This window comes from Streptomyces sp. NPDC054786, from assembly GCF_053611685.1.
In genome coordinates, this window is record NZ_JBSHAW010000005.1 from 180349 (window position 1) to 198391 (window position 18043).

An 18043-nucleotide genomic window follows, 5' to 3' on the forward strand; every position below is an offset into this window, starting at 1 on the left:
ACCGTCCGCCCGCGCTCAACTGCACACGATCGAGGGGCCGTTCGGCGACGGTGTGGCCACGCCACGGGCACGCGGCAGGGCGTTGGCCGCGGGCGCAGGCGGCGAAGCCCTCGACGACGGGCCGTCGTCGGTCCGACCGGAATCCGGTCCCGGACGGCCGGATGCCGGCCCGTGACGTCCTCGCTCTGCCTCTCCGGAGCCAAGGCCCCGGCGTCCGTACGTCCGTACGTTCCGACGGCACGTTCCATGAGGTGTCGGCGAGGCCGGCGGCGGCGCGCTCGGAGCGGGCGTCCGGCCGCCGCGCGCACCGCCCCCGGACGCCCCCGCGACGGTCGGGCTGCCGGGCGAGCGGACAGCCCTGGCCACGGTGTGCGCTCCGTACGGACCGTGGCGGCCCGCCGTGCGAGGGGCGACGGCGGACGGGAGGGGTGCATGATGGAAGTAATCGAATAGACGCACGTGAAGAGGCGTAATTCGTGAGCGAAGGATTCCTGGAGACCGGTCACGAGAGCGATGAGGCCGGCCCTGACACACGGCCCGACCGCGAGGGGCAGGCCGAGGCCTTCGACGCGATCGGCGATCGCTATGACGAGGCGTTCCCGTACAAGAATGGGCAGCTCGCCGCCGCCGAGTGGCTGATCAGGACGCTGCCCGCCGGCTCCCGCGTGCTCGACCTGGGCTGCGGAACCGGCCTGCCGACCGCCCGGCAGCTGGTGGACGCGGGGTTCGAGGTCCTCGGCGTCGACCTGTCCCGCGGGATGGTGGATCTCGCCCGGGAGTATGTGCCCGGTGCAACGTTCCACCGGCTGGACATCGCCGACCTGGGGCCCGACGGCTCGCACGACCTGGGTCGCTTCGATGCGGTCGCGGCCTTCTTCTCCCTGCTGATGCTGCCGCGTACCGAGATCCCCGGTGCGCTACGGACGATCCACGACCTGCTGGTCCCCGATGGCCTGTTCACCCTCTCGATGGTGGAGGCCGACGTGGACTACTTCACGATCCCCTTCCTCGGCGACACCATCCGGGTGTCCGGCTACCTGCGCGACGACCTGCGCAAGGTCATCGAGGAGGCGGACTTCGAGATCGTCGAGGAGACCTCGTACACCTACGCCCCCGCGATCTCGGACGTGCCGCCCGAGGAACAGCTGTTTCTCAACTGTGCGCGACGCGACTGAGGCCGCCCCGCACGGTCCCTGGCACCCACCGGACGGACGAGACGAGTGATGGAGCCCCGCACCCCAGGCCAAGGCCCCGGCAGGCTCCCCACCGGGTCCGGGGGCCGTCCTGCTCCCCACGACCTGACAGTGAGTGCCGCACCCGTGGACCCGGGCGCCACCACGCGGTCCCGACCGCCGTCACCTGGAAGCGGTCGTTCCGACGGCGTGCCCCCGGAGGGCCTGATCCTTCCGGGCCGCGGCGAGCGCCCCGCGGAGGATGCCCGGGACGAGGCGGAGCGTGCCCCCGAGACACCGACCGACCGGCTTCGGTACCTCGAAGCCGCGACCCGGCGGATCGCCCGGGGAATGGACCTGGACGAAACCCTGCGGGAACTGCGCCGGGCGGTGATCCCCTCATTCGCCGACGCGATTCTCGTTCATCTGCGTGATCCACTGCCGACCGGGGAGAGACCACCGGCCGACCCTCTCGTCCTGCGACTGCACAGCATCGCTCAGGGGCCGGAGGGTTCGGTCACCGCCGTGCCTCCAGGCGCCGCCGCCTTCGTGCATCTGCCGGTCACCGGCCGGTTCGCCGAGCTTCTGCTGGCCGGGCGGCCCGTGTTCGGCGACGCCCCGGAGATCGCGCCCGCGATGACCGAGCTGCTGGAGCCGGTGGCGGGCATGCCGGCGACACCCTCACCGGGCCGACGGCTGATCATCGCCCCGCTGTACGGCCGTCACCACGTCATGGGAACCGTCGCCCTGCTGCGTGGCGCCGACCGGCTCGCCTTCACGGCGGACGACCTCCTCGTCGCCTCCCAGCTCGCCACCCACGCCGCCTTCGGCGTCGACAAAGCGATGCTCTACGGGCACGAAGCCTCGCTCGCCGACGCCCTGCAGCTCACGATGCTGCCCTCGTCGCTCCCCGAGACCACCGGCGTCCGGCTGGCGAGCCGGTACCTGCCGGCCGCCGAGACCTCCCAGGTGGGCGGCGACTGGTACGACGCGATCCCGCTGCCCGGCAACCGCGTCGCGCTGGTGGTCGGCGACGTCATGGGCCACTCCATGACCTCTGCCGCGATCATGGGCCAGCTGCGCACCACCGTGCAGACCCTCGCCGGGCTCGACCTGCCGCCGGAAGAGGTCCTGCACCACCTCGACGAGCAGGCGCAGCGCCTCGGCAGCGAGCACATGGCGACCTGCCTCTACGCCATCTACGACCCCATATCGCAGCGGCTGCTGATGGCCGACGCGGGCCATCTGCCCCCGGTACTGCTGCACCCGGACGGGTCGGGGGAAGTGCTTCAGGTCCCGCCCGGCGCGCCGATCGGCGTGGGCGGCGTCCCCTTCGAATCCGTGGAAATGCCCGCGCCCAGGGGAGCGACCCTGCTCCTGTACACCGACGGCCTCGTCGAGTCCCGTACCAGGGATGTCTGGACAGGAGTGGAGCTGCTGTGCGCCCGCCTGCAAGCCGCGGCCGCCGCGGTCACCTCCCCGCCGCTGGAAATGCTCTGCGACGCGGTGCTGACCATCCTGGACCAGGACGCCCGGGACGACGACGTCGCCTTGCTCGCCGCCCGGTTCGACGGTTTTCCGTCGCTCAATGTCGCGTACTGGTTCCTCAACCCCCAGCCCCAAACGGCCGGCCGGGCCCGGAAACTCACCCGCAGAGCGCTGCACCGCTGGGGCCTGGACCCGATGCTCGAAACGACCGAGCTCCTGGTCAGTGAGGTGGTGACGAACGCGGTGCGCTACGCCTCCCGGCCGATCGCCCTGCGGCTGCTCCGCACCGATGTGCTCCGCTGCGAGGTGGGCGACGATTCACCGCAGGTGCCCCGGATGCGGCGCGCTCAGGCGGGTGACGAGGGCGGACGTGGCCTGTTCCTGGTCGACCGGCTCGCCCAGCGCTGGGGAGCGACACGGCTGAGCACGGGCAAGGTCGTCTGGTTCGAGCAGCCGATCCCCGAGGAGTACCGCCAGCAGGAACGCGACGCGCCGTAGCTCCCGTCCGCGAGTCACGAACGCGAGAGGCGCCTGCACCGGGGCAGCGGCCCTGAGAAGGGGGAGCGGGGCGGGGCGCCCGGCGGGAAACGGGAGCCCGCCCGGAGCGCGTTGCGCGGTGATGATGTGTCAGATGATCGGCCGGCTGTACCACCGGCGCATTCCGCCCGATGCGTCGCGCGCCCGGCCGGTGGGAGGAATCTGCCGTCTAAACCTCCGCCCCGCCTGTCGCGTTTTCCCTCACGGCTCGTTGTCGCTCACGTGATTCCCTGTAGCAGCCCTGTCTCGGCCACCAAGAGTATGAACAGACCGAAGAGCGTCAGCTGGGCCGGACGCATCGCCCTGATCGAGCCCGCCCCCAAACCGGCCTACTACGCCCGCTATCTGGCGCCCCATTGGAAGGGCATGGCGCGCCTTGACAGCGACAACGGGATCGGCGCCCTTCCGGCCGCCCTCCTCCTGCTGCTCGCCGCGGCGCTGCTGTTCGGAGCCGGCGGAGCCGCGGCAGCCCTGGCGGTTCGAGCGGCCTGCGGCCGGCCCCCTCTGGTGGGGCTCTGGCTGGCCTTCGACGCCGCCACCGCTCTCATCCTGGCCGCCTCCTACTGGCTGGTGAACCGCTACGGCCTGCGGTTCTACGACACCGAGCCCGCCGACAACGAGATCTGGCGGCTGGTGACCGTGGCCAACACCGCCTGGCGCGCCCTTCCCCGCACCCATCGCCGCATCCAGCAGCCCCGGCTGCGCGCCGCCAACACCGCGGCCCGCCTCCTGCTCACCGACCACACCGATACCCGCACCCGTCAGGTCCTGGCGGCACATACCGAACTCCTGCGACATCTTTCGATCACCGTTCTGCCGGACACCCAGCCGCACGGTCAGGCAGACGAGGCCCTCAGCGCCGTTCTCGCCCACCACGATGCGGACGAATGCCAGATTCAGCTGGACGCCACCACCCCCGCGCCGCCCACCTCCCTCCCGTCACTCGCCGCCGCATCGGCGTAGCGGCCACGCCTCACCTCTACGCCGCCCAGCGGCTCTTCTGCCTGCGGCACCATGTGGTCACCGCCGCCGAAGTCAGTCCGGTCGGCGCAGGACCCGGTGCGCTGTCGGGTTGCCCCGGGCCTGGCTGTGCAGCCGGGCTGCTTCGTTCACCGCCCGTCTCGGCCATGCCGGGGGAGCGCGTGACGACTGCGCTGCAGGAAGTCGCGCTCGGCCGCGTTCTCGGTGCGGGCGAGCGCCTTCTCGTACGCCACGGCAGCCTCCGCGTGGCGGTCGAGGCGACGGAGCAGGTCGGCACGGATGGCGTGGAACACGTGGTACCGGTCGAATTCGAGGCCGTCGACGAGGGTGAGTGCCTCCTCCGGCCCCTCGACCTCGGCCACCGCGACCGCGCGGTTGAGGGCCACGACGGGGCTCGGGTCGAGGGAGAGCAACTGGTCGTACAGCTGCAGGATCTGCCGCCAGTCGGTGGCCGCCGCGGTCGGGGCGTCGCTGTGAACGGCATTGATCGCCGCCTGGATCTGGTACGGGCCCGGCTGATTGCGGCGCAGGCACCGCCGGACGAGGGCGTGGCCTTCGGCGATGAGACCGCGGTCCCAGCGACTGCGGTCCTGGTCGGCCAGCAGCACGAGGTTGCCGTCCGGGCCGGTGCGGGCGGCGCGGCGCGATGCGGTCAGCAGCATGAGGGCGAGCAGCCCCACGGCCTCGGGCTCGTCGGGCATGAGCTCGGCGAGCAGCCGTCCGAGGCGGATCGCCTCCCGGCAGAGGTCGTCGCGGACCAGCGCCTCACCCGAGCTGGCCGTGTAGCCCTCGTTGAAGATGAGGTAGACGACGGCCAGCACGGCCCGGAGACGGTCGGGGAGGTCGGCGTCGGTAGGGATCCGATACGGGATCTGTGCGTCGCGGATCTTGCCCTTGGCCCGGACGATCCGCTGCGCCATGGTCGGCTCGGCGACCAGGAAGGCATGGGCGATCTCCGCGGTGGTGAGCCCGCCGAGGAGCCGGAGTGTCAGGGCGACCTGGGCTGCGGGGGCGAGCGCGGGGTGGCAGCAGGTGAAGATCAGGCGTAGCCGGTCGTCGCGCACGGGTCCCTCCTCGGCCGGTGCGTCCCCGGCGTGCAGCAGTGCGGCCTGGGCCTGCCGGTCCTCACGGGACGCCTCCCGGCGGAGGCGGTCGACCGCCCGATTGCGGGCGGTGGTGATGATCCATCCGGCCGGGCTCGGGGGCAGCCCGGCGGACGGCCACCGCTCAGCCGCCGTGGTGAACGCGTCCTGGACCGCTTCCTCGGCGACGTCGATGTCGCCGAAGACGCGGACCAGGACGGCGACCGCACGCCCGTACTCCTCGCGGAACACACCGGAGATGTCGGATGCGGTCGCCTTCGGCATGCGGGACGTCACCCACAGGACTCGTGCTGAAACGGCCTGACCTCGATGGGAAGCGTGGTGGCGCGGGCGAGCTTGCGGCCCCACGCGAGCGCGGCGTCGAGGTCGGGCGCCTGGATGACGGTGAAGCCACCGAGGTGCTCCTTGCCCTCGATGTACGGCCCGTCGGTCGTGAGCATCTCGTTGTCCTTGAGCCGCACCACGGTGGACGTGCTCGGCGCATGCAGGCCCCCGGCGAACACCCAGGCACCGGCCGCTCTGAGCTCGGCATTCAGGGCCTCGACGTCCCGCATGATCGGCTCCAGGAATTCCGGCGGCGGCGGGGTCCCGTCCCCGTCGGGCTGGTAGATGCTGAGCAGGTAGTGCGTCATGGTGTGCCTCCTTGGCCGGGCGTTCCGCCGGCGCTTCGCCGACGTCTCACCCTCTATACGAATGACCTCGCCCCGGATCGACACCGGGCCACGACCGGCCGGCAAGTTTTCTGCGACCGCTCCGACAGCGGGGGAGGAGGCGACCTCCCCTCCCAGCTTGAGGCCTCGGCCCGAACCCCGGAGCGGACGGCCTGACCAGGGCCAACACATGCCTCGGCTCGTACGTCACACATCCCTCGGCGTCGTAGGGGGTGTGCAGGCGGAGCACCCGTGTCCGCGGTATCAGCCGCCCGCAGCCCTTCCCTTGCCGCGTGCCTTTGGGGGAATGCGGGCCCGTACACGTTCGAAGGCCCCTTCGAGGTGATACCACGTTGGGGTATGCGCGAAGGCCGGGAGCCCGTCCCTCGCGCGGCAGGCGTCCCTCTTCCGGCCCTGGGCACGGGAGGGGTGGGAGGTGGTGGCGGCCAAGTGCGGAACCGATCCGGCAGGGAGCGTGGCCGTTCCCTCGCCGCCCACGGGGTCGAGGCGCGGCGGCGCAGGAACAGCATGCAGCGTCCGGCCCGCGGGGCGCGAGCCGTAGGCCTGCGCCGGCCGGTGGGGGGCACGCCGGATTGCCGACCGGGGGAAGCCGTCGAGGTCTCTCCGTCGCTGCGGGTGGCGGCGGCGTACGGATGGCGTCTGATCATTGTGGGTGCGGCCGTCTACGCGATCTTTGCCGCGCTGGGGCGGTTCCAGCTGGTGATGCTGGCGGTGTTCCTGGCCTTGGTGCTGACGGCCCTTCTGGGGCCGTTGGTCGGCCTGCTGAACCGCTGGATGCCGCGGTCTGTGGCGGTCGCGGCCGGTCTGCTGATCGGCATCGTGCTGCTCTTCGGTGTCCTGAGCCTGATCGGGGCGAATGTCGCCGGTGAGTGGGAAGGGCTGCGCCGGGAGTTCGTCGGCGGTGTGGCCAGGATCGAGCGCTGGCTCCAGGGCCCACCGTTCCGTCTGCGTGCGGGGACGCTCTCGGACCTGCAGGCGCGGGTGTCGCGGTTCGTGTCGAGCCATCGTGCGAGTCTGATCAACACCGCCCTGAGCGGCGTGGGCCAGCTGTTGGAAGTGCTGACGGTGGGGGTGCTGGCACTGTTCTGTTCGGTTTTCTTCCTGCATTCGGGCGACCGGATGTGGAATTGGTTCGGCGGTCAGCTGCCGGGTCGCGGGCGCCATCCGCTACGTCTCGCGGGGCGTGCCGCATGGGTGACCTTCACCGGCTACACCCGCGGGATCGTGGTGGTTGCCGCGATCAACGCGGTTCTGGTCGGAGTAGGGCTCTTCGTCCTGGGGGTACCCCTCGCCGTTCCACTGGCCGTGCTGGAGTTCTTCGCCGCATTCATCCCGTTGGTGGGTTCGCCCGTGGCGCTGGCCGTGGCCGCCGTGGTGGCACTGGCCGCGAAGGGGCCGCTGGTGGCCGCGGTCGTCGTGCTGCTGATCGTGGCCATCGGCCAGATCGAAGGCCATGTGCTGCACCCCCTCGTGATGAGCCGGGCCGTCCGTCTGCATCCGGTGGTGGTGGCGCTCGCGGTCATCTGCGGCAGCGTCACGGCGGGCGTGCCCGGCGCGGTCGTCGCCGTACCACTGGTCTCCGTGGCCTGGTCCGTGTACGGCGTACTGCGCGCCAACCCGACTCCGGCCCCGCCCTCAACCTCCCCGGGGCGCTGAACGAGTCCCCTCTCGACTCTCGACGACAGCAGTCCTGCCGCCCCGTCACGACGACCCGCAGCACGACAGCCCCAGGCGCAGCACCACAAGCACGACACCCCACGAGTCGGCTCGCTGGGCCGGCAAGGGGGCGCCGGGCACGGACGGGCGCCCGGCACAGCGGTCAAGCAGCAACTGCTACGAACCGTCCCGGCTTTGAAGTCCTGGTGCACTGTGTGAAGATCGCACGTTGCGGCGGTGGGGGAATTCAGTGCGGTCAAAGGACGGGTAGTGGGTAAGTCGGTCTGGTCGGGTGCAACGGAGAAGTCCGTTGCTGCACATGAGGGGTGGGGGTTGCGGCCGCACGGACTGGTGGATCTGCGGGGCCCGGGGGATGTTCCGGCTGTGTTGTCGTATCCCGCCGGAGCGGTGGTGGTGGTCTCCGGATTGCCGGGGAGCGGTAAGAGCACCTTGCTGCGGCGTTGGTCCACGGCGGCCTCCGTTGTTGACCCGCGCATCGTTCATGTCGCCTGTGAGGCGGCGATGCCCGCCCGGTTGCCGTACGCGGTGTACCGGCCTTGGGCGCGGTGGAAGTACTTCCGGTGGTTGCGTACGGCGGTACGCGACGGGGAGCCGTTGCTGGTCCACGATTGCGGTGGCCGGCCGTGGATGCGCCGGTGGCTGGCCAGAAGCGCCGGACGTCAGGGACGTGAACTGCACCTGGTACTGCTGGACGTAGGGGTGGCCGAGGCGTTGTCGGGCCAGAAAGCGCGGGGCAGATGGGCCCCGCGGCGCGCCTTCGTCCGACATCGCAGAGGCCTCGACCGGTTGCTCGGTGCGTTGTCCGGACCCGGTGCGGCACAGCCGGGCGGCCCACGGGCTGCCGCAGACGACACTGACACTGCTTCCACGCATACCGTCAGGCTCCCGAAGCAGTCCGCACAACCGGCTACCCCGGCCGCTGACCCGGTGCGGGAAGCGATATCGGTGGTCTTGCTGGACCGCAGTTCACGAGAGCACGTGACGGCGGTGGAGTTCGTCCCCGCACCGGCCCGGTTCCGTCCGCCCCTGACGGATGGCGGAACATCAGCCAAGCCTGCTTGAGCCCGCCCCTTCCCTCACGCGTCTTGAGCACAGCAAGGTCGCTCTTCTGCGCCCTGGACGCTTCGCCCCTCCGCATCCGGACGAGAAGGCCGCGAAAGGAGATGGCCTGGCCGCGGCGTGTCCGGGACTGGTCCGTCGGATGACGTGGTGACTCGACGGATCAGGGGGACCAGGGCCTCGCGCCGGGCGCTGGGCGCCGGCACCGGCCGCTGCGGCCGTGGGCACCAGCATGCGGCCGAGCGGGGCACGGTGAACCGGGCAGTTCCTCCCTCGCACACCGAACCCACGGACCTGCACCACTCTCGCCCACAGCCGGACGCATCCCGGCGGGGCTGGTTTGCGGCTGGTGTGAGGTGCAAGGCACTCTTGCGTCATGTCATATGTGAGGCTCGAAGCCTGGATCGGTGGAGAGTGGCTGGAAGTGGACGCCGTGAGCGTCACCGTAATGGACTCTGCACTGACCCTCTCCTTCGAACCCCAACGAAGCGAGTCGGGGTACCGGAGCCTCATCTGGGAGCCCCTGGAGAACTTTCTCAGGGAGTACCGCGAAGAGCCGCTCGTGGTGGTGCCGCTGGGGCGCAACTTGCCGGTGATGTTCGGCCCCGGCGCCGCGGGTCCCTTCCGGCTGGCGGAGACACCGGGCAAGTGACCGCCGCGTGCCGGTGGTTTCACCGCCCTTCGTAGCCTGCGAGCGCCAGGGGGCCAGGACCGCGGCGACGGCACCGCCGGTCCCGCGAGGAACGGCCGGACGAGGTGTGCCGGTAGCTGAGGTAGATCACACCCAGCACGCTCGCCGTGATGAGTCCGAGGATGAAGAGCAGCGGCTGCACTCGCATGTCGCGGTGCGGGTCGTCCTGCTGCGGGCGGGGGGTCCCTGTGGGCGGCGGTCATGTTGCTGTCGGTCGTTCGCCCGGTATGTACCGACAGCTGATGGAACAGCTTGAAACGGCATGGACGACGCCGGCCGGCGCTGATGCACGTCAGCGAGAGGTCTGGGCTGACAGCCTTGGCGATCTCCTGGGATCGGCCTACTTGACGCAGGCTGACGCCGAGCGAGTCGTCAGATGGCTGGTCCAGTGGGCGGTGTCCGACATGGACTACGCGGTGCGGGAGTCCGCCCTGCACGCGGTGTCCGAGGCCGGAGTTCAGTACGAGCTCCCCTACACGGCCCTCGCGCCGCTGGCGGCCAATATCGACTCCTTTGAGCCTCTGCTGCTGGAGTATGTGCTGTGCAGCCTGTCGGCAACTCATGACAAGCGTGCACTGCGAGCTGTCGAGCCGTTCCTTACTCATCCTGACGCCGGAGTGCGCGAGGAGGCGGTGCTTGCGATGGCTGAGCTTCGCGAGACCAGCGGCAGATCCGCTGCACCCTGAGACGCCGCCTGGGTGTACTGGCGGTAGCAGAGCAGAGCGCCGGCGGCCAGAGGCCTTGAGTCACGGCGGGCGATGCGCGGCACGATCTGCCGGCACCGCACCCAGCCGGGGAGGTGCTCGAAGCCGTCGCCCGTTGTCCGCGCGTAGCTTGGCCGGGCGGCGGTGCCGGGGCTCGTACGCAAGCGGATCGGCGGGATGCGCGAGCCGTGGCCGATCAAGATGTGTCTAAGTGAGCCCGCTTTGTGCCTTGCTGAACAGCACACCCTCGGAATAGAAAAACACCGCGCTGCTGCTTCCGTCGGCGCCGTAGCACGTCCAGGTGAGGGGATAGCTGTCGGCGACCTTTTCGCTGTCCTGTTGGCAGGTGCTGGCATAGGCGAACAAGGTTTTCTCGCTGCTGCCGGCCTTGAGCTTCTCGTATTCGGCGAGGGTCAGCGGGTCGCTGGTGGCGGCGCTGCCTTGGTAGGCGCCGGCAATCACGAGAAGGCCGAGTATGCAGCCGCCGGCTATCGCGCTCTTCTTCACGGGTGGAATTGTCCTTTTACGGGTGGATCGGTGAGGCAGTGGGCTTGGGGCCTGAGCCGTGTTTTTCGGATCAACGCGGATCAGCCCGCGGCGCCTGGCACGGCCTCTGGGCGGGGAGGGACACGGGCTGCTCGGGCACGGCGACACCTTTCTGCGGACGGGGACGGGGACGGCGGACGAGCCGGTATAGGGGAGTCTATGTCGCGCGCAAACCTAAGGGGTGTCCCGTAACCGCGCTCATGAGTGAGATCGTGGTGGCTGCCGCGACGCCACAGGAAGTGGGTCTCATCCATGGCCAACGTCGACATCGATGAGACATGGGGCGCGATCCCTGTTGCGTGAGCAGCATCCGGATCTTGCAGGACCGGGTCTGCGTCGCGTGGCCGTCGGCTGGGACAATCAACTGTGGCGCCTCGGGGACGAGTTGGCCGTGCGTCTGCCGCGCACGCCACGCGCCCCGTCTCTTCTCCGCAACGAGCAGCAGTGACTGCCCATCCTGGCCCCGCGGCTTCCGCTCCCGGTGCCGACCCCCCCGTGTCCGGCGACGGATCTCGCGGCCGCCTGGCTGCTCCTTCCCGCAGGCGCGGCTGCACGATTCCTCGACGCGTACGCAACTGCGGACGAGGCAATGATCCAGCGGGCGCGAGGGTGGGCTGCCCTGCGCGCAGTTTCCCTCATCGGCATCGGTCAGGCCTGGGAGCGGGGCCTCCCCGGCGGCCGGCCGACATGGGAACTCGCGGGCCGGACGGCGCTTGATCGTGTTCTGGCATCCGATTGGGGGCTGTCCCGTGAGTGATCTCTGAGACGCCGGACGCCCTGCTCGTTCGTCTCTCAGCCGCCAAGCCTGCACTGACCAGCGATTACGGGACAAGTCCTGGCGCGCCCCTAACGAGAAGGGCCGGGGGCGCGCATGCGGGTGGGGACGCGGACTCGCGCCCCCACCCCCGGCAGCCGGTCAGTACGCTTCCGTGCACACGATGTTGCCGTTCCGCCGGTGTAGACAGCCCCAGGCCTTGATCCCCTTGTCGTTGACCATGGCGGTGTACGCGGAGGACCGGCCGGTTGCCACCGTTTTCGCGTAACAGGACCTGTGCCGACAGGCACCGCCCTTGTTCCGCGCCTCGATACGGTCACCGCCCCGTGCGTGGGTGACCCGGACCCACGCTGCCCGGCAGGCCGCGCTGTAGCGCAGCTCAATCAGGGGACCGATCTCGGCGCTGCGGCGGACAGTGCGGGCATGGTGGTCGCAGCCGGTGCTCACGGGGCTCTTCCCGGTGCAACCGCTGCCGGTGCAGTGCGCTGCGACCGCGGCGGGAGCCGCGTTCCCGGGGACGGCCCCGGACATGGTCAACAGCAGGGAGGCTGCTGCGGTGACCGCGAGACGTAGGACGGTGCGCATGGTGGTTTCCTCTCTCCCCGTCACTTGTAGGTGATGTCCCAGTGGCTGCTTTCCCGGGCGTAGATGTTGCCTGCGGAGGACTTGTACATGGGCGCTCCGTCCCCGCGCTTGCCGGCGTACCGGAACGTGTGCTTGATGTAGTTCGTGACGCAACCGGTGGGAGAGATGTCCACCTTGTAGCCGTTCCAGTGGCTGTACCGGCCTGATGCATGGCCGGTCTCGGTGCCGCCGGTGAGGGTGACCGCGCACCGGCTGGCCCGCTTGAAGGTGATGATCCCCTTGACGGTGCCGGAGTTGATGCGGGTGAACGAGGTGCATCGCCGGTTGTTGCGGTTCGAGCAGTGACCGCTGGAGGTCCAGGTGATACCGGCCGCCCGCAACTTGCTCGCGGCTTGCGCATGCGTCAGCTTCGAACCGCTGGCGGCCGCGGTTTCGGCGGTGAAGACGGGCGCGGCGATTGCAACCGCGGCCAGAACGGCGACGAGGCCGCGCCGAGCGGACAGATGGGTGGACATAGCCGGGTTCCCTTCGTGATGACAGTTCGAGGCGAGGGGCGGTGGGCTCCACTCCCCGGTAGGGGGCTGCGCCGTACGGGCGGTCCGTCGACAGGACGGCCGTTACTGGCTCTGCGGGGCCTCCCGTCTCGCCGCACCGATCATGTCCATCGGGGCCGCCGACGGAACACAGTCACCGGCCGGCTGGGGATCTCGCGGGACGCTGTGGGCGCTGAGCTGCTGGGACGCCACGGTCCGTGAGGCGATCGTGGGACGCCGGACGCCGGACGCCGGACGCCGAGCGCCGGACGCCGTCGCCACGCGATCCGTGCCCGTCAGCTCGAACGAGTACCGGACCCGTACCGCGGCGGCGAAGACCGGCGGCTACCCCACTGCCCCTTGAGTAGTTGGTGTGCCGGTGAGGGCACCGAGGCGCGTGATCGAGGGCCGAAGCGCGCGATCGCGGCTGTTGCCCGGACGGCAGCTGCCCGGGCTCATTCGGTGACCGCGTGAGGCAAGTCCAGCTCCGACCGGCCGCCGAGTTGTCGGGGAGTGCGGAGCGCGGCGCCCTGCCGCAGGCCGTCCGGTCCACAAGCCGGTACAGCGATGGGATTTTTGGGGCGCTCCGAGCCCCTGCCGTCCGCGGATCCGGCACGTCGTCGGCGCAGGCTCGCGACAGCCACGAGCAGTACACCGCCAGTAACCCTTGCGGCGTCTGGATGCGTGTACGAGGTGTTGCGTTTGTGGTGGTGGGCGCGGGGGAGTGTGCGCCTGGCGTGGTGTGGTTGTGTATATGTCTGTGTTTTGTAACACCAAACCGGATTTCTTCCGTCAAGGTGTGACGAGGCGTCACTGTGTGGGTGCCCGGTCAAACCGGCCGGGTATCCGGTTTCCGGCACCCGGTTGTGGGTGCCGTATCCAGGGGGTTTTCGTGCTCCGTAACACTTCGCGTATTGCCGCCGCGGTCCTCGGCTCCGCGGCTCTGGCGGCCACCGCCGTCCTCCCGGCGGCCGCGGCCGGCCACGGTCATGCTCCGGCTCCGCGTCACCGCTCCGCAGTGGTGCTCGGTGCGATCCAGTACGACAGCCCCGGGCGGGACGACCACTCCAACCGGAGCCTGAACGCCGAGTACGTGACGGTGAAGAACACCGGCCGTATGCCGGTCAACCTGCGTGGCTGGACCCTGTCGGACCGCGCCGGCCACACCTACCGCTTCGGCAACTTCCGTCTGGACGGCCACCGCCAGGTTCGTGTCCACACAGGTATCGGTCGTAACAACCGCTGGGACGTCTTCCAGGACCGTCGTGACTACGTCTGGGACAACCACCGGGGCACCGCGGTCCTGAGCAACGATCACCGCAGGATCGTTGACACCGAAAGCTGGGGCCACGGTCACCGCCACTGACCAGCCCTAGCGGGTCGGTGAGAGGTGACGTCGCCTCGCCGGCCACACGGTGCGCCGCAGGTTCCTGCACCTGCGGCGCACCGCCATGTTCCGGCTCCCCGCCATTCCGTGCCGGGGGCGGGCATTCGTCGAAGGCTGCGCTGAGGGCATCGGGTACTGCCGGGCATCGTGTCCGTCGATGCGGTGGCGGGGGAAGATGTGGACGAGCCTCGTCTTGAACGGGCGGCCCACGGGGGACGGTGCGATCTCGGGGAAACGGCTGCGTAAAGCGAGGAGGTCAGCCGACGGGCAGCCGTCCGCAAGGCTCGCCGTCGAGCCAGTCGTCCCGCTCGTACTCGGCGATGAGCGCAGCCGACAGCTGGTCCCTGACGGACAGCTTCATACGGCTGCAGGCGGAGTTGAAGTCGCACACCGCCTCGTCATCGCCGCCGGCGAGCAGCAGCAGGAGGACCTGGCCGCTGTTGCCCGACGGGACGCTGACGAGCCCCGCCGCCGCCAAGGACCCGCCCCGTGCGAGGTCCATCGCCGGGAAGCACTTCAGCACTCCAGAACTCCAGCGCGCCGAAGACGGCTCGGTAGGCCCCGTAGTCGCGGTCAACAACCTGCAGTGAGTCGATCAGCGCGCGGACGGCCGCCGGCCCTCGCCGGCCGGCGCGATCCGGTCGGCCCTTGCCGGAAGACGGCAGCACGCGGCGAGGCGTCCTCGCTCATGTGCCCTCGACCCCGTCGATGCGCATGTCGCGACCGGCTTGGTAGACGCGGGCCTGGCCGGAGGCGGTGGCGTGTTGCGTGACGGTGGGCGTCGCAGCGCTGTCCGGGGAGAGTTCGGCAAGCAGCGTGCGCAGTTCGTCGGCGAGTTCCGGGTGGGTGGCGAGCAGCCGGCGGATCCGGCCCTGCCACTCCGCCCCGATCTCGGCTTGGCCTGCCCGTCGCCCGCCGCCTGGGCACCGAGCAACTCTTCGCGGGTCACGTCGAGTTCGGTGCCGACGGCCGCCGCCCTGTCAGGCCGCGCGCGCCGCCACAGCGCGACCATCCTGTCCCGGACGCTGTGCCAGGTGTCGGTTGCCAGCAGGGTGACGAGTGTGGTTCCTGCGGTGCCTGCCAACGCTGTGATCTCCGGATCCACGATGGTCCCCTCCAGCCGCCCGACTCGACAACGTCACCCTAGGGCTTGTCCGGTGGGTCGAATGACCGGCACGTTGGGTGGATCTTTCAGCTGGGTGTGGGGATGGGGTTGTTGTCGTCGCACCACGCTTCGTGGTAGCCGTTCTCCTGGGCTTGCGGGAGTTCCGATGCTTCGCACGCCGCCTTCGAGGGGTATCTTTCGGCGCCGATGGGGACCCAGCCGTCGCCGGGGGCGGGGCGGCGGAGGCGGTGGTGGCGGTCAGTGGAATGGCGACCGCCGCGGCACCGACAGCGAGACCGACACCGATACGAGTACGCCATGACTTCATAGTGATCTCGTTGCTTGTCTTTGACGTGGTGAGCTGGTTCCGCTCAGAGGTGTTCTTTTCTTGACTCATGTCCGGGGCAGCGCCGCGGTGGTCAGCCGATGGGGTTGACGAAGGTGGCCGGGTGGGTGGCGCCGGTCTGGTCGACGAGCGGGCCCCAGGGCCACTTCAGGGTCAGCGCGGTGGTCTCGTTCGGCGGGGTGACGGTCGCGAAGGCGGGCATCCAGAAGTGCCCTTCGTTCTTTTTGGCCATGCCGAGGTTGATCGTGAAGTCGGTGCTGTCCCCGGGCTTCAGGGTGATCGAGCCGTGCTTGGCCGACGAGCGTCGCAGCGACCAGCTCTGACCGCCGTTCTCGGACTTGAGGTCCACGCCCGGGAAGCCGCCGATCACGCAGGTGCGGCTCCCCTTGTTGGTCAGCACGACGCTGGTGGTCGTCGAGCCGCCCGCGTTCGGGTCCGGGGCCGCATCGTCGCCCATGGCGAACGACGCCTTCAGACCGGAGGTGTGGCAGCGCTGGACGCCTGAGCCCGCCCTGGCACCGTCAGCGGCTTGCGCGCTGCCCGACTGCTTGCCCGCGGCGCCCGCCTTGGTGTCGGCCTTGGTGTCGGCCTTGGCACCGGGGCCCGCCTGGGCATCGGAGCCCTGCGCTGCGGCGGAGGAGCCCGCGCCGCCGGACTCGGCGGCGGCCGTGCCCGTGTCCACCTTGTCCGCGGGCTTGGCGCCGACGACGTCCGAGCCGGAGCAGGCGGTCAGGGTGAGGCCGGCGACTGCGGTCAGGGCCGCGGCGGCAACGCGCAGCGTGCGGCGACGAGCGGTGCGGACAGTGGTGCTGGAGCTCATTTCGGGTCCCCCGGGGCAGTCGGTGTCGTTGTCTCTCGGTACGTCACCCACTCTGATCGGGGCCACTGTCGTGAGGCTGCCGCTCCGCTAACGTGCGGCTAACACGGGTGACCCGCAGCCGTTGGGCGAGTTCCGCAGCAGTCCGCGCCCCAGAGGGGGCAGTTACGAGGCAGGCCAGCACGCTGGCGGCCGTGCGGGGCAATCCGGTCCCGATCATCATGGTCGCGAATCTGTCCACGTAGGCGTGGACGGCGGCGGGGTCTCGTCCGTGCGTGGCCTCGGCGTCGGCAGCCGGTGGCGTCGCGGGCCGAGGCGGCCGGTGGCGTCGCTGCCAGGCGCTTCGCCCGGTCGGCGTGTTCCGCACGGTAGCCGCCGGGCCCGCCGTTGCGGGCAACCTCCCTGCTGACGGTCGAAGTCGGCCGTCCCAGCCGTCGGGCGATTGCGGCGTACGGCAAGTCCTCGGCCAGTCCCGCCTCGATGTCCCTGCGGTCCTCCGCGGTGACACCCGCAGGAACCACGACGCCGCCCAGCGTGTGCTCGACCTAGCGGTGCGGGAAGGGGAAGTACCAGGAATTCTTGCTGAGGTTCGTGACGGTGGCGGGCAGTGGTTCGGCACGGCGGGGGTTGCCGACACTCGGACACGTCGGGCGCGCGGGCACGAGGACCGGTTCTGGATCGGCAGCATCACCAAGACCTTCACCGCCACAGTGGTCCTGCAACTCGTGGCCGAGGGACAACTGGCCCTGGGGACACGGTGGAGCGATGGCTGCCGGGCGTGCTCACCGGGAACGGGCACGACGGCAACACGATCACTGTCCGACAGCTCCTCGACCACACCAGCGGAATCTTCAACCACACCCACGACGAGCCGGCGCTGAGCAGGCAGGAGAGCTACACGCCCGAAGAGCTCGTGGAGATCGCCATGTCGCGTCATCATCCTCTGAGTCGAACGATGATCCAAAAGAAACTGCCTAAAGGGTGTCTCGTCATTGGCGAATGGACCTGACCTGCAAGGCGAGAACACCACCCTCAGACAAAGGCTCCGCCGGGTCACCGCCGATATCCGCACCCTCGACGAGCAGCTCAAGGTCGCCCGCTCCAACCTGCGCTTCCAGGACCGCCGCATGGCCGACCTCGAAGCACAGATCGCTGATCCTGGATCAACAACCTGATCCTGCCGTGCCGGGGACCCGCGGTTGTCAGTGCTGCGGGTCATACTCGTGCTGCGGCGCCGCCCGGGCACCGCAGCACGAGGGGAGCGACATGGCTGAGGTGCTGGTTTTCCACCACGGGCACGGACTGACCGCTGGCGTCCGCGAGTTCGCCGAGCAGCTGCGACGGGCCGGACACACCGTCCATGCCCCGGATCTGTTCGAGGGGCAGGTATTCGACAGCCTCGAGGAGGGCATCGACTACGCCGAGAGGATCGGGTTCGGCACGGTCATCGCGCGCGGAACCGCCGTCGCCGAGGGGCTACCTGCGGAGCTCGTCTACCTCGGGTTCTCACTCGGCGTCCTGCCGGCGCAGAAGCTGGCCCAGACCCGCCCGGGCACGAAGGGCGCGGTGTTGATCGAGGCATGCGTCCCGGTCTCGGAGTTCGGCGGTGCCTGGCCCCAGGGCGTCCCGGTCCAGGTCCACGGCATGGACTCAGACCCGTTCTTCTCCGGTGAGGGCGATGTGGACGCGGCCCGCGCGCTCGTCGAGACGGCGGCGGATGCTGAGCTGTTCCTCTACTCCGGCGACAGGCACCTGTTCACCGACAGCAGCCTGCCGTCGCACGACGAGCACGCTGCAACGCAGGCCACCCACCGGGTGCTCGGCTTCCTCGACCACATTAAATAGCCAACCGAAGCCGGATCAACA

Annotated in this window: 18 protein-coding genes and 2 pseudogenes; 12 read left to right on the forward strand and 8 right to left on the reverse strand. The window is 70.0% G+C overall.

What is annotated here, in order from left to right:
• Window positions 1–476: 476 nt before the first annotated feature.
• The 3 genes from ACWGI6_RS06585 to ACWGI6_RS06595 all read left to right on the forward strand — a co-directional run bounded on the left by ACWGI6_RS06585 (window position 477) and on the right by ACWGI6_RS06595 (window position 4160).
• Entirely contained in the window at window positions 477–1175 is a 699-nt protein-coding gene (locus ACWGI6_RS06585) for a class I SAM-dependent DNA methyltransferase (RefSeq protein ID WP_453266458.1), read from the forward strand.
• Window positions 1176–1223: 48 nt separating this feature from the next.
• Entirely contained in the window at window positions 1224–3158 is a 1935-nt protein-coding gene (locus ACWGI6_RS06590; RefSeq protein ID WP_453266459.1) for an ATP-binding SpoIIE family protein phosphatase, read from the forward strand.
• A gap of 300 nt (window positions 3159–3458) precedes the next feature.
• A complete protein-coding gene (locus ACWGI6_RS06595; protein ID WP_393905181.1) occupies window positions 3459–4160 on the forward strand; it encodes a hypothetical protein in 702 nt (233 codons plus the stop codon).
• Between the two features lie 146 nt (window positions 4161–4306).
• Here the strand turns inward: ACWGI6_RS06595 and ACWGI6_RS06600 are convergent, their stop codons facing one another.
• The gene (locus ACWGI6_RS06600; RefSeq protein WP_453266460.1) at window positions 4307–5545 is read right to left on the reverse strand and encodes an RNA polymerase sigma factor; all 1239 of its coding nucleotides are present in this window, start codon (window positions 5543–5545) and stop codon (window positions 4307–4309) included.
• A gap of 8 nt (window positions 5546–5553) precedes the next feature.
• Entirely contained in the window at window positions 5554–5913 is a 360-nt protein-coding gene (locus tag ACWGI6_RS06605) for a YciI family protein (protein WP_453266461.1), read from the reverse strand.
• Between the two features lie 468 nt (window positions 5914–6381).
• On the opposite strand from ACWGI6_RS06605, the gene ACWGI6_RS06610 reads away from it, so the two are divergent.
• From ACWGI6_RS06610 to ACWGI6_RS06625, 4 genes are all read left to right on the forward strand, one after another.
• On the forward strand, window positions 6382–7608 hold the full coding sequence (locus ACWGI6_RS06610) for an AI-2E family transporter (protein WP_453266462.1): 1227 nt from the start codon (window positions 6382–6384) through the stop codon (window positions 7606–7608).
• A 414-nt stretch (window positions 7609–8022) separates the two neighbouring features.
• Window positions 8023–8691 (forward strand): AAA family ATPase, encoded by a 669-nt coding sequence (locus ACWGI6_RS06615; RefSeq protein ID WP_453266509.1) that lies wholly within the window; start codon window positions 8023–8025, stop codon window positions 8689–8691.
• Between the two features lie 373 nt (window positions 8692–9064).
• Window positions 9065–9340, forward strand: a complete 276-nt coding sequence (locus tag ACWGI6_RS06620) for a hypothetical protein (protein ID WP_393905185.1) — start codon at window positions 9065–9067, stop codon at window positions 9338–9340.
• 281 nt (window positions 9341–9621) lie between these two features.
• The gene (locus tag ACWGI6_RS06625) at window positions 9622–10065 is read left to right on the forward strand and encodes a HEAT repeat domain-containing protein (RefSeq protein WP_453266463.1); all 444 of its coding nucleotides are present in this window, start codon (window positions 9622–9624) and stop codon (window positions 10063–10065) included.
• A gap of 225 nt (window positions 10066–10290) precedes the next feature.
• Here the strand turns inward: ACWGI6_RS06625 and ACWGI6_RS06630 are convergent, their stop codons facing one another.
• On the reverse strand, window positions 10291–10590 hold the full coding sequence (locus tag ACWGI6_RS06630) for a hypothetical protein (RefSeq protein WP_453266464.1): 300 nt from the start codon (window positions 10588–10590) through the stop codon (window positions 10291–10293).
• A 310-nt stretch (window positions 10591–10900) separates the two neighbouring features.
• Here ACWGI6_RS06630 and ACWGI6_RS06635 point away from each other — a divergent pair.
• Window positions 10901–11386 (forward strand): annotated as a pseudogene (locus ACWGI6_RS06635) (hypothetical protein).
• A gap of 159 nt (window positions 11387–11545) precedes the next feature.
• On the opposite strand, the gene ACWGI6_RS06640 reads toward ACWGI6_RS06635, so the two are convergent.
• Both ACWGI6_RS06640 and ACWGI6_RS06645 read right to left on the reverse strand, forming a co-directional pair.
• Complete coding sequence (locus ACWGI6_RS06640) at window positions 11546–11989, reverse strand: DUF2690 domain-containing protein (protein WP_453266465.1); 444 nt, start codon at window positions 11987–11989, stop codon at window positions 11546–11548.
• Window positions 11990–12009: 20 nt separating this feature from the next.
• Window positions 12010–12504, reverse strand: a complete 495-nt coding sequence (locus ACWGI6_RS06645; protein WP_453266466.1) for a hypothetical protein — start codon at window positions 12502–12504, stop codon at window positions 12010–12012.
• Window positions 12505–13414: 910 nt separating this feature from the next.
• Between ACWGI6_RS06645 and ACWGI6_RS06650 the strand changes: the two genes are divergently transcribed.
• Window positions 13415–13888 carry a lamin tail domain-containing protein gene (locus ACWGI6_RS06650; RefSeq protein WP_453266467.1) on the forward strand — a complete coding sequence of 158 codons (474 nt, stop codon included), beginning with the start codon at window positions 13415–13417 and terminating at the stop codon, window positions 13886–13888.
• 277 nt (window positions 13889–14165) lie between these two features.
• Here ACWGI6_RS06650 and ACWGI6_RS06655 read toward each other — a convergent pair whose 3' ends face one another.
• From ACWGI6_RS06655 to ACWGI6_RS06665, 3 genes are all read right to left on the reverse strand, one after another.
• The gene (locus ACWGI6_RS06655) at window positions 14166–14411 is read right to left on the reverse strand and encodes a hypothetical protein (protein WP_453266468.1); all 246 of its coding nucleotides are present in this window, start codon (window positions 14409–14411) and stop codon (window positions 14166–14168) included.
• A 1022-nt stretch (window positions 14412–15433) separates the two neighbouring features.
• Window positions 15434–16180, reverse strand: a complete 747-nt coding sequence (locus tag ACWGI6_RS06660) for a DUF4232 domain-containing protein (protein WP_453266469.1) — start codon at window positions 16178–16180, stop codon at window positions 15434–15436.
• 98 nt (window positions 16181–16278) lie between these two features.
• Complete coding sequence (locus tag ACWGI6_RS06665) at window positions 16279–16698, reverse strand: helix-turn-helix domain-containing protein (protein ID WP_453266470.1); 420 nt, start codon at window positions 16696–16698, stop codon at window positions 16279–16281.
• A gap of 30 nt (window positions 16699–16728) precedes the next feature.
• Between ACWGI6_RS06665 and ACWGI6_RS06670 the strand changes: the two are divergent.
• The 3 genes and pseudogenes from ACWGI6_RS06670 to ACWGI6_RS06680 all read left to right on the forward strand — a co-directional run bounded on the left by ACWGI6_RS06670 (window position 16729) and on the right by ACWGI6_RS06680 (window position 18022).
• Window positions 16729–17186: pseudogene (locus ACWGI6_RS06670) on the forward strand (serine hydrolase domain-containing protein).
• On the forward strand, window positions 17170–17352 hold the full coding sequence (locus ACWGI6_RS06675; protein WP_453266471.1) for a hypothetical protein: 183 nt from the start codon (window positions 17170–17172) through the stop codon (window positions 17350–17352). Before ACWGI6_RS06670 ends, ACWGI6_RS06675 begins: the two are co-directional and overlap by 17 nt.
• 91 nt (window positions 17353–17443) lie before the next feature.
• Window positions 17444–18022, forward strand: coding sequence for a dienelactone hydrolase family protein (locus ACWGI6_RS06680; protein WP_453266472.1), 579 nt, complete (start codon window positions 17444–17446; stop codon window positions 18020–18022).
• Window positions 18023–18043: the final 21 nt, after the last annotated feature.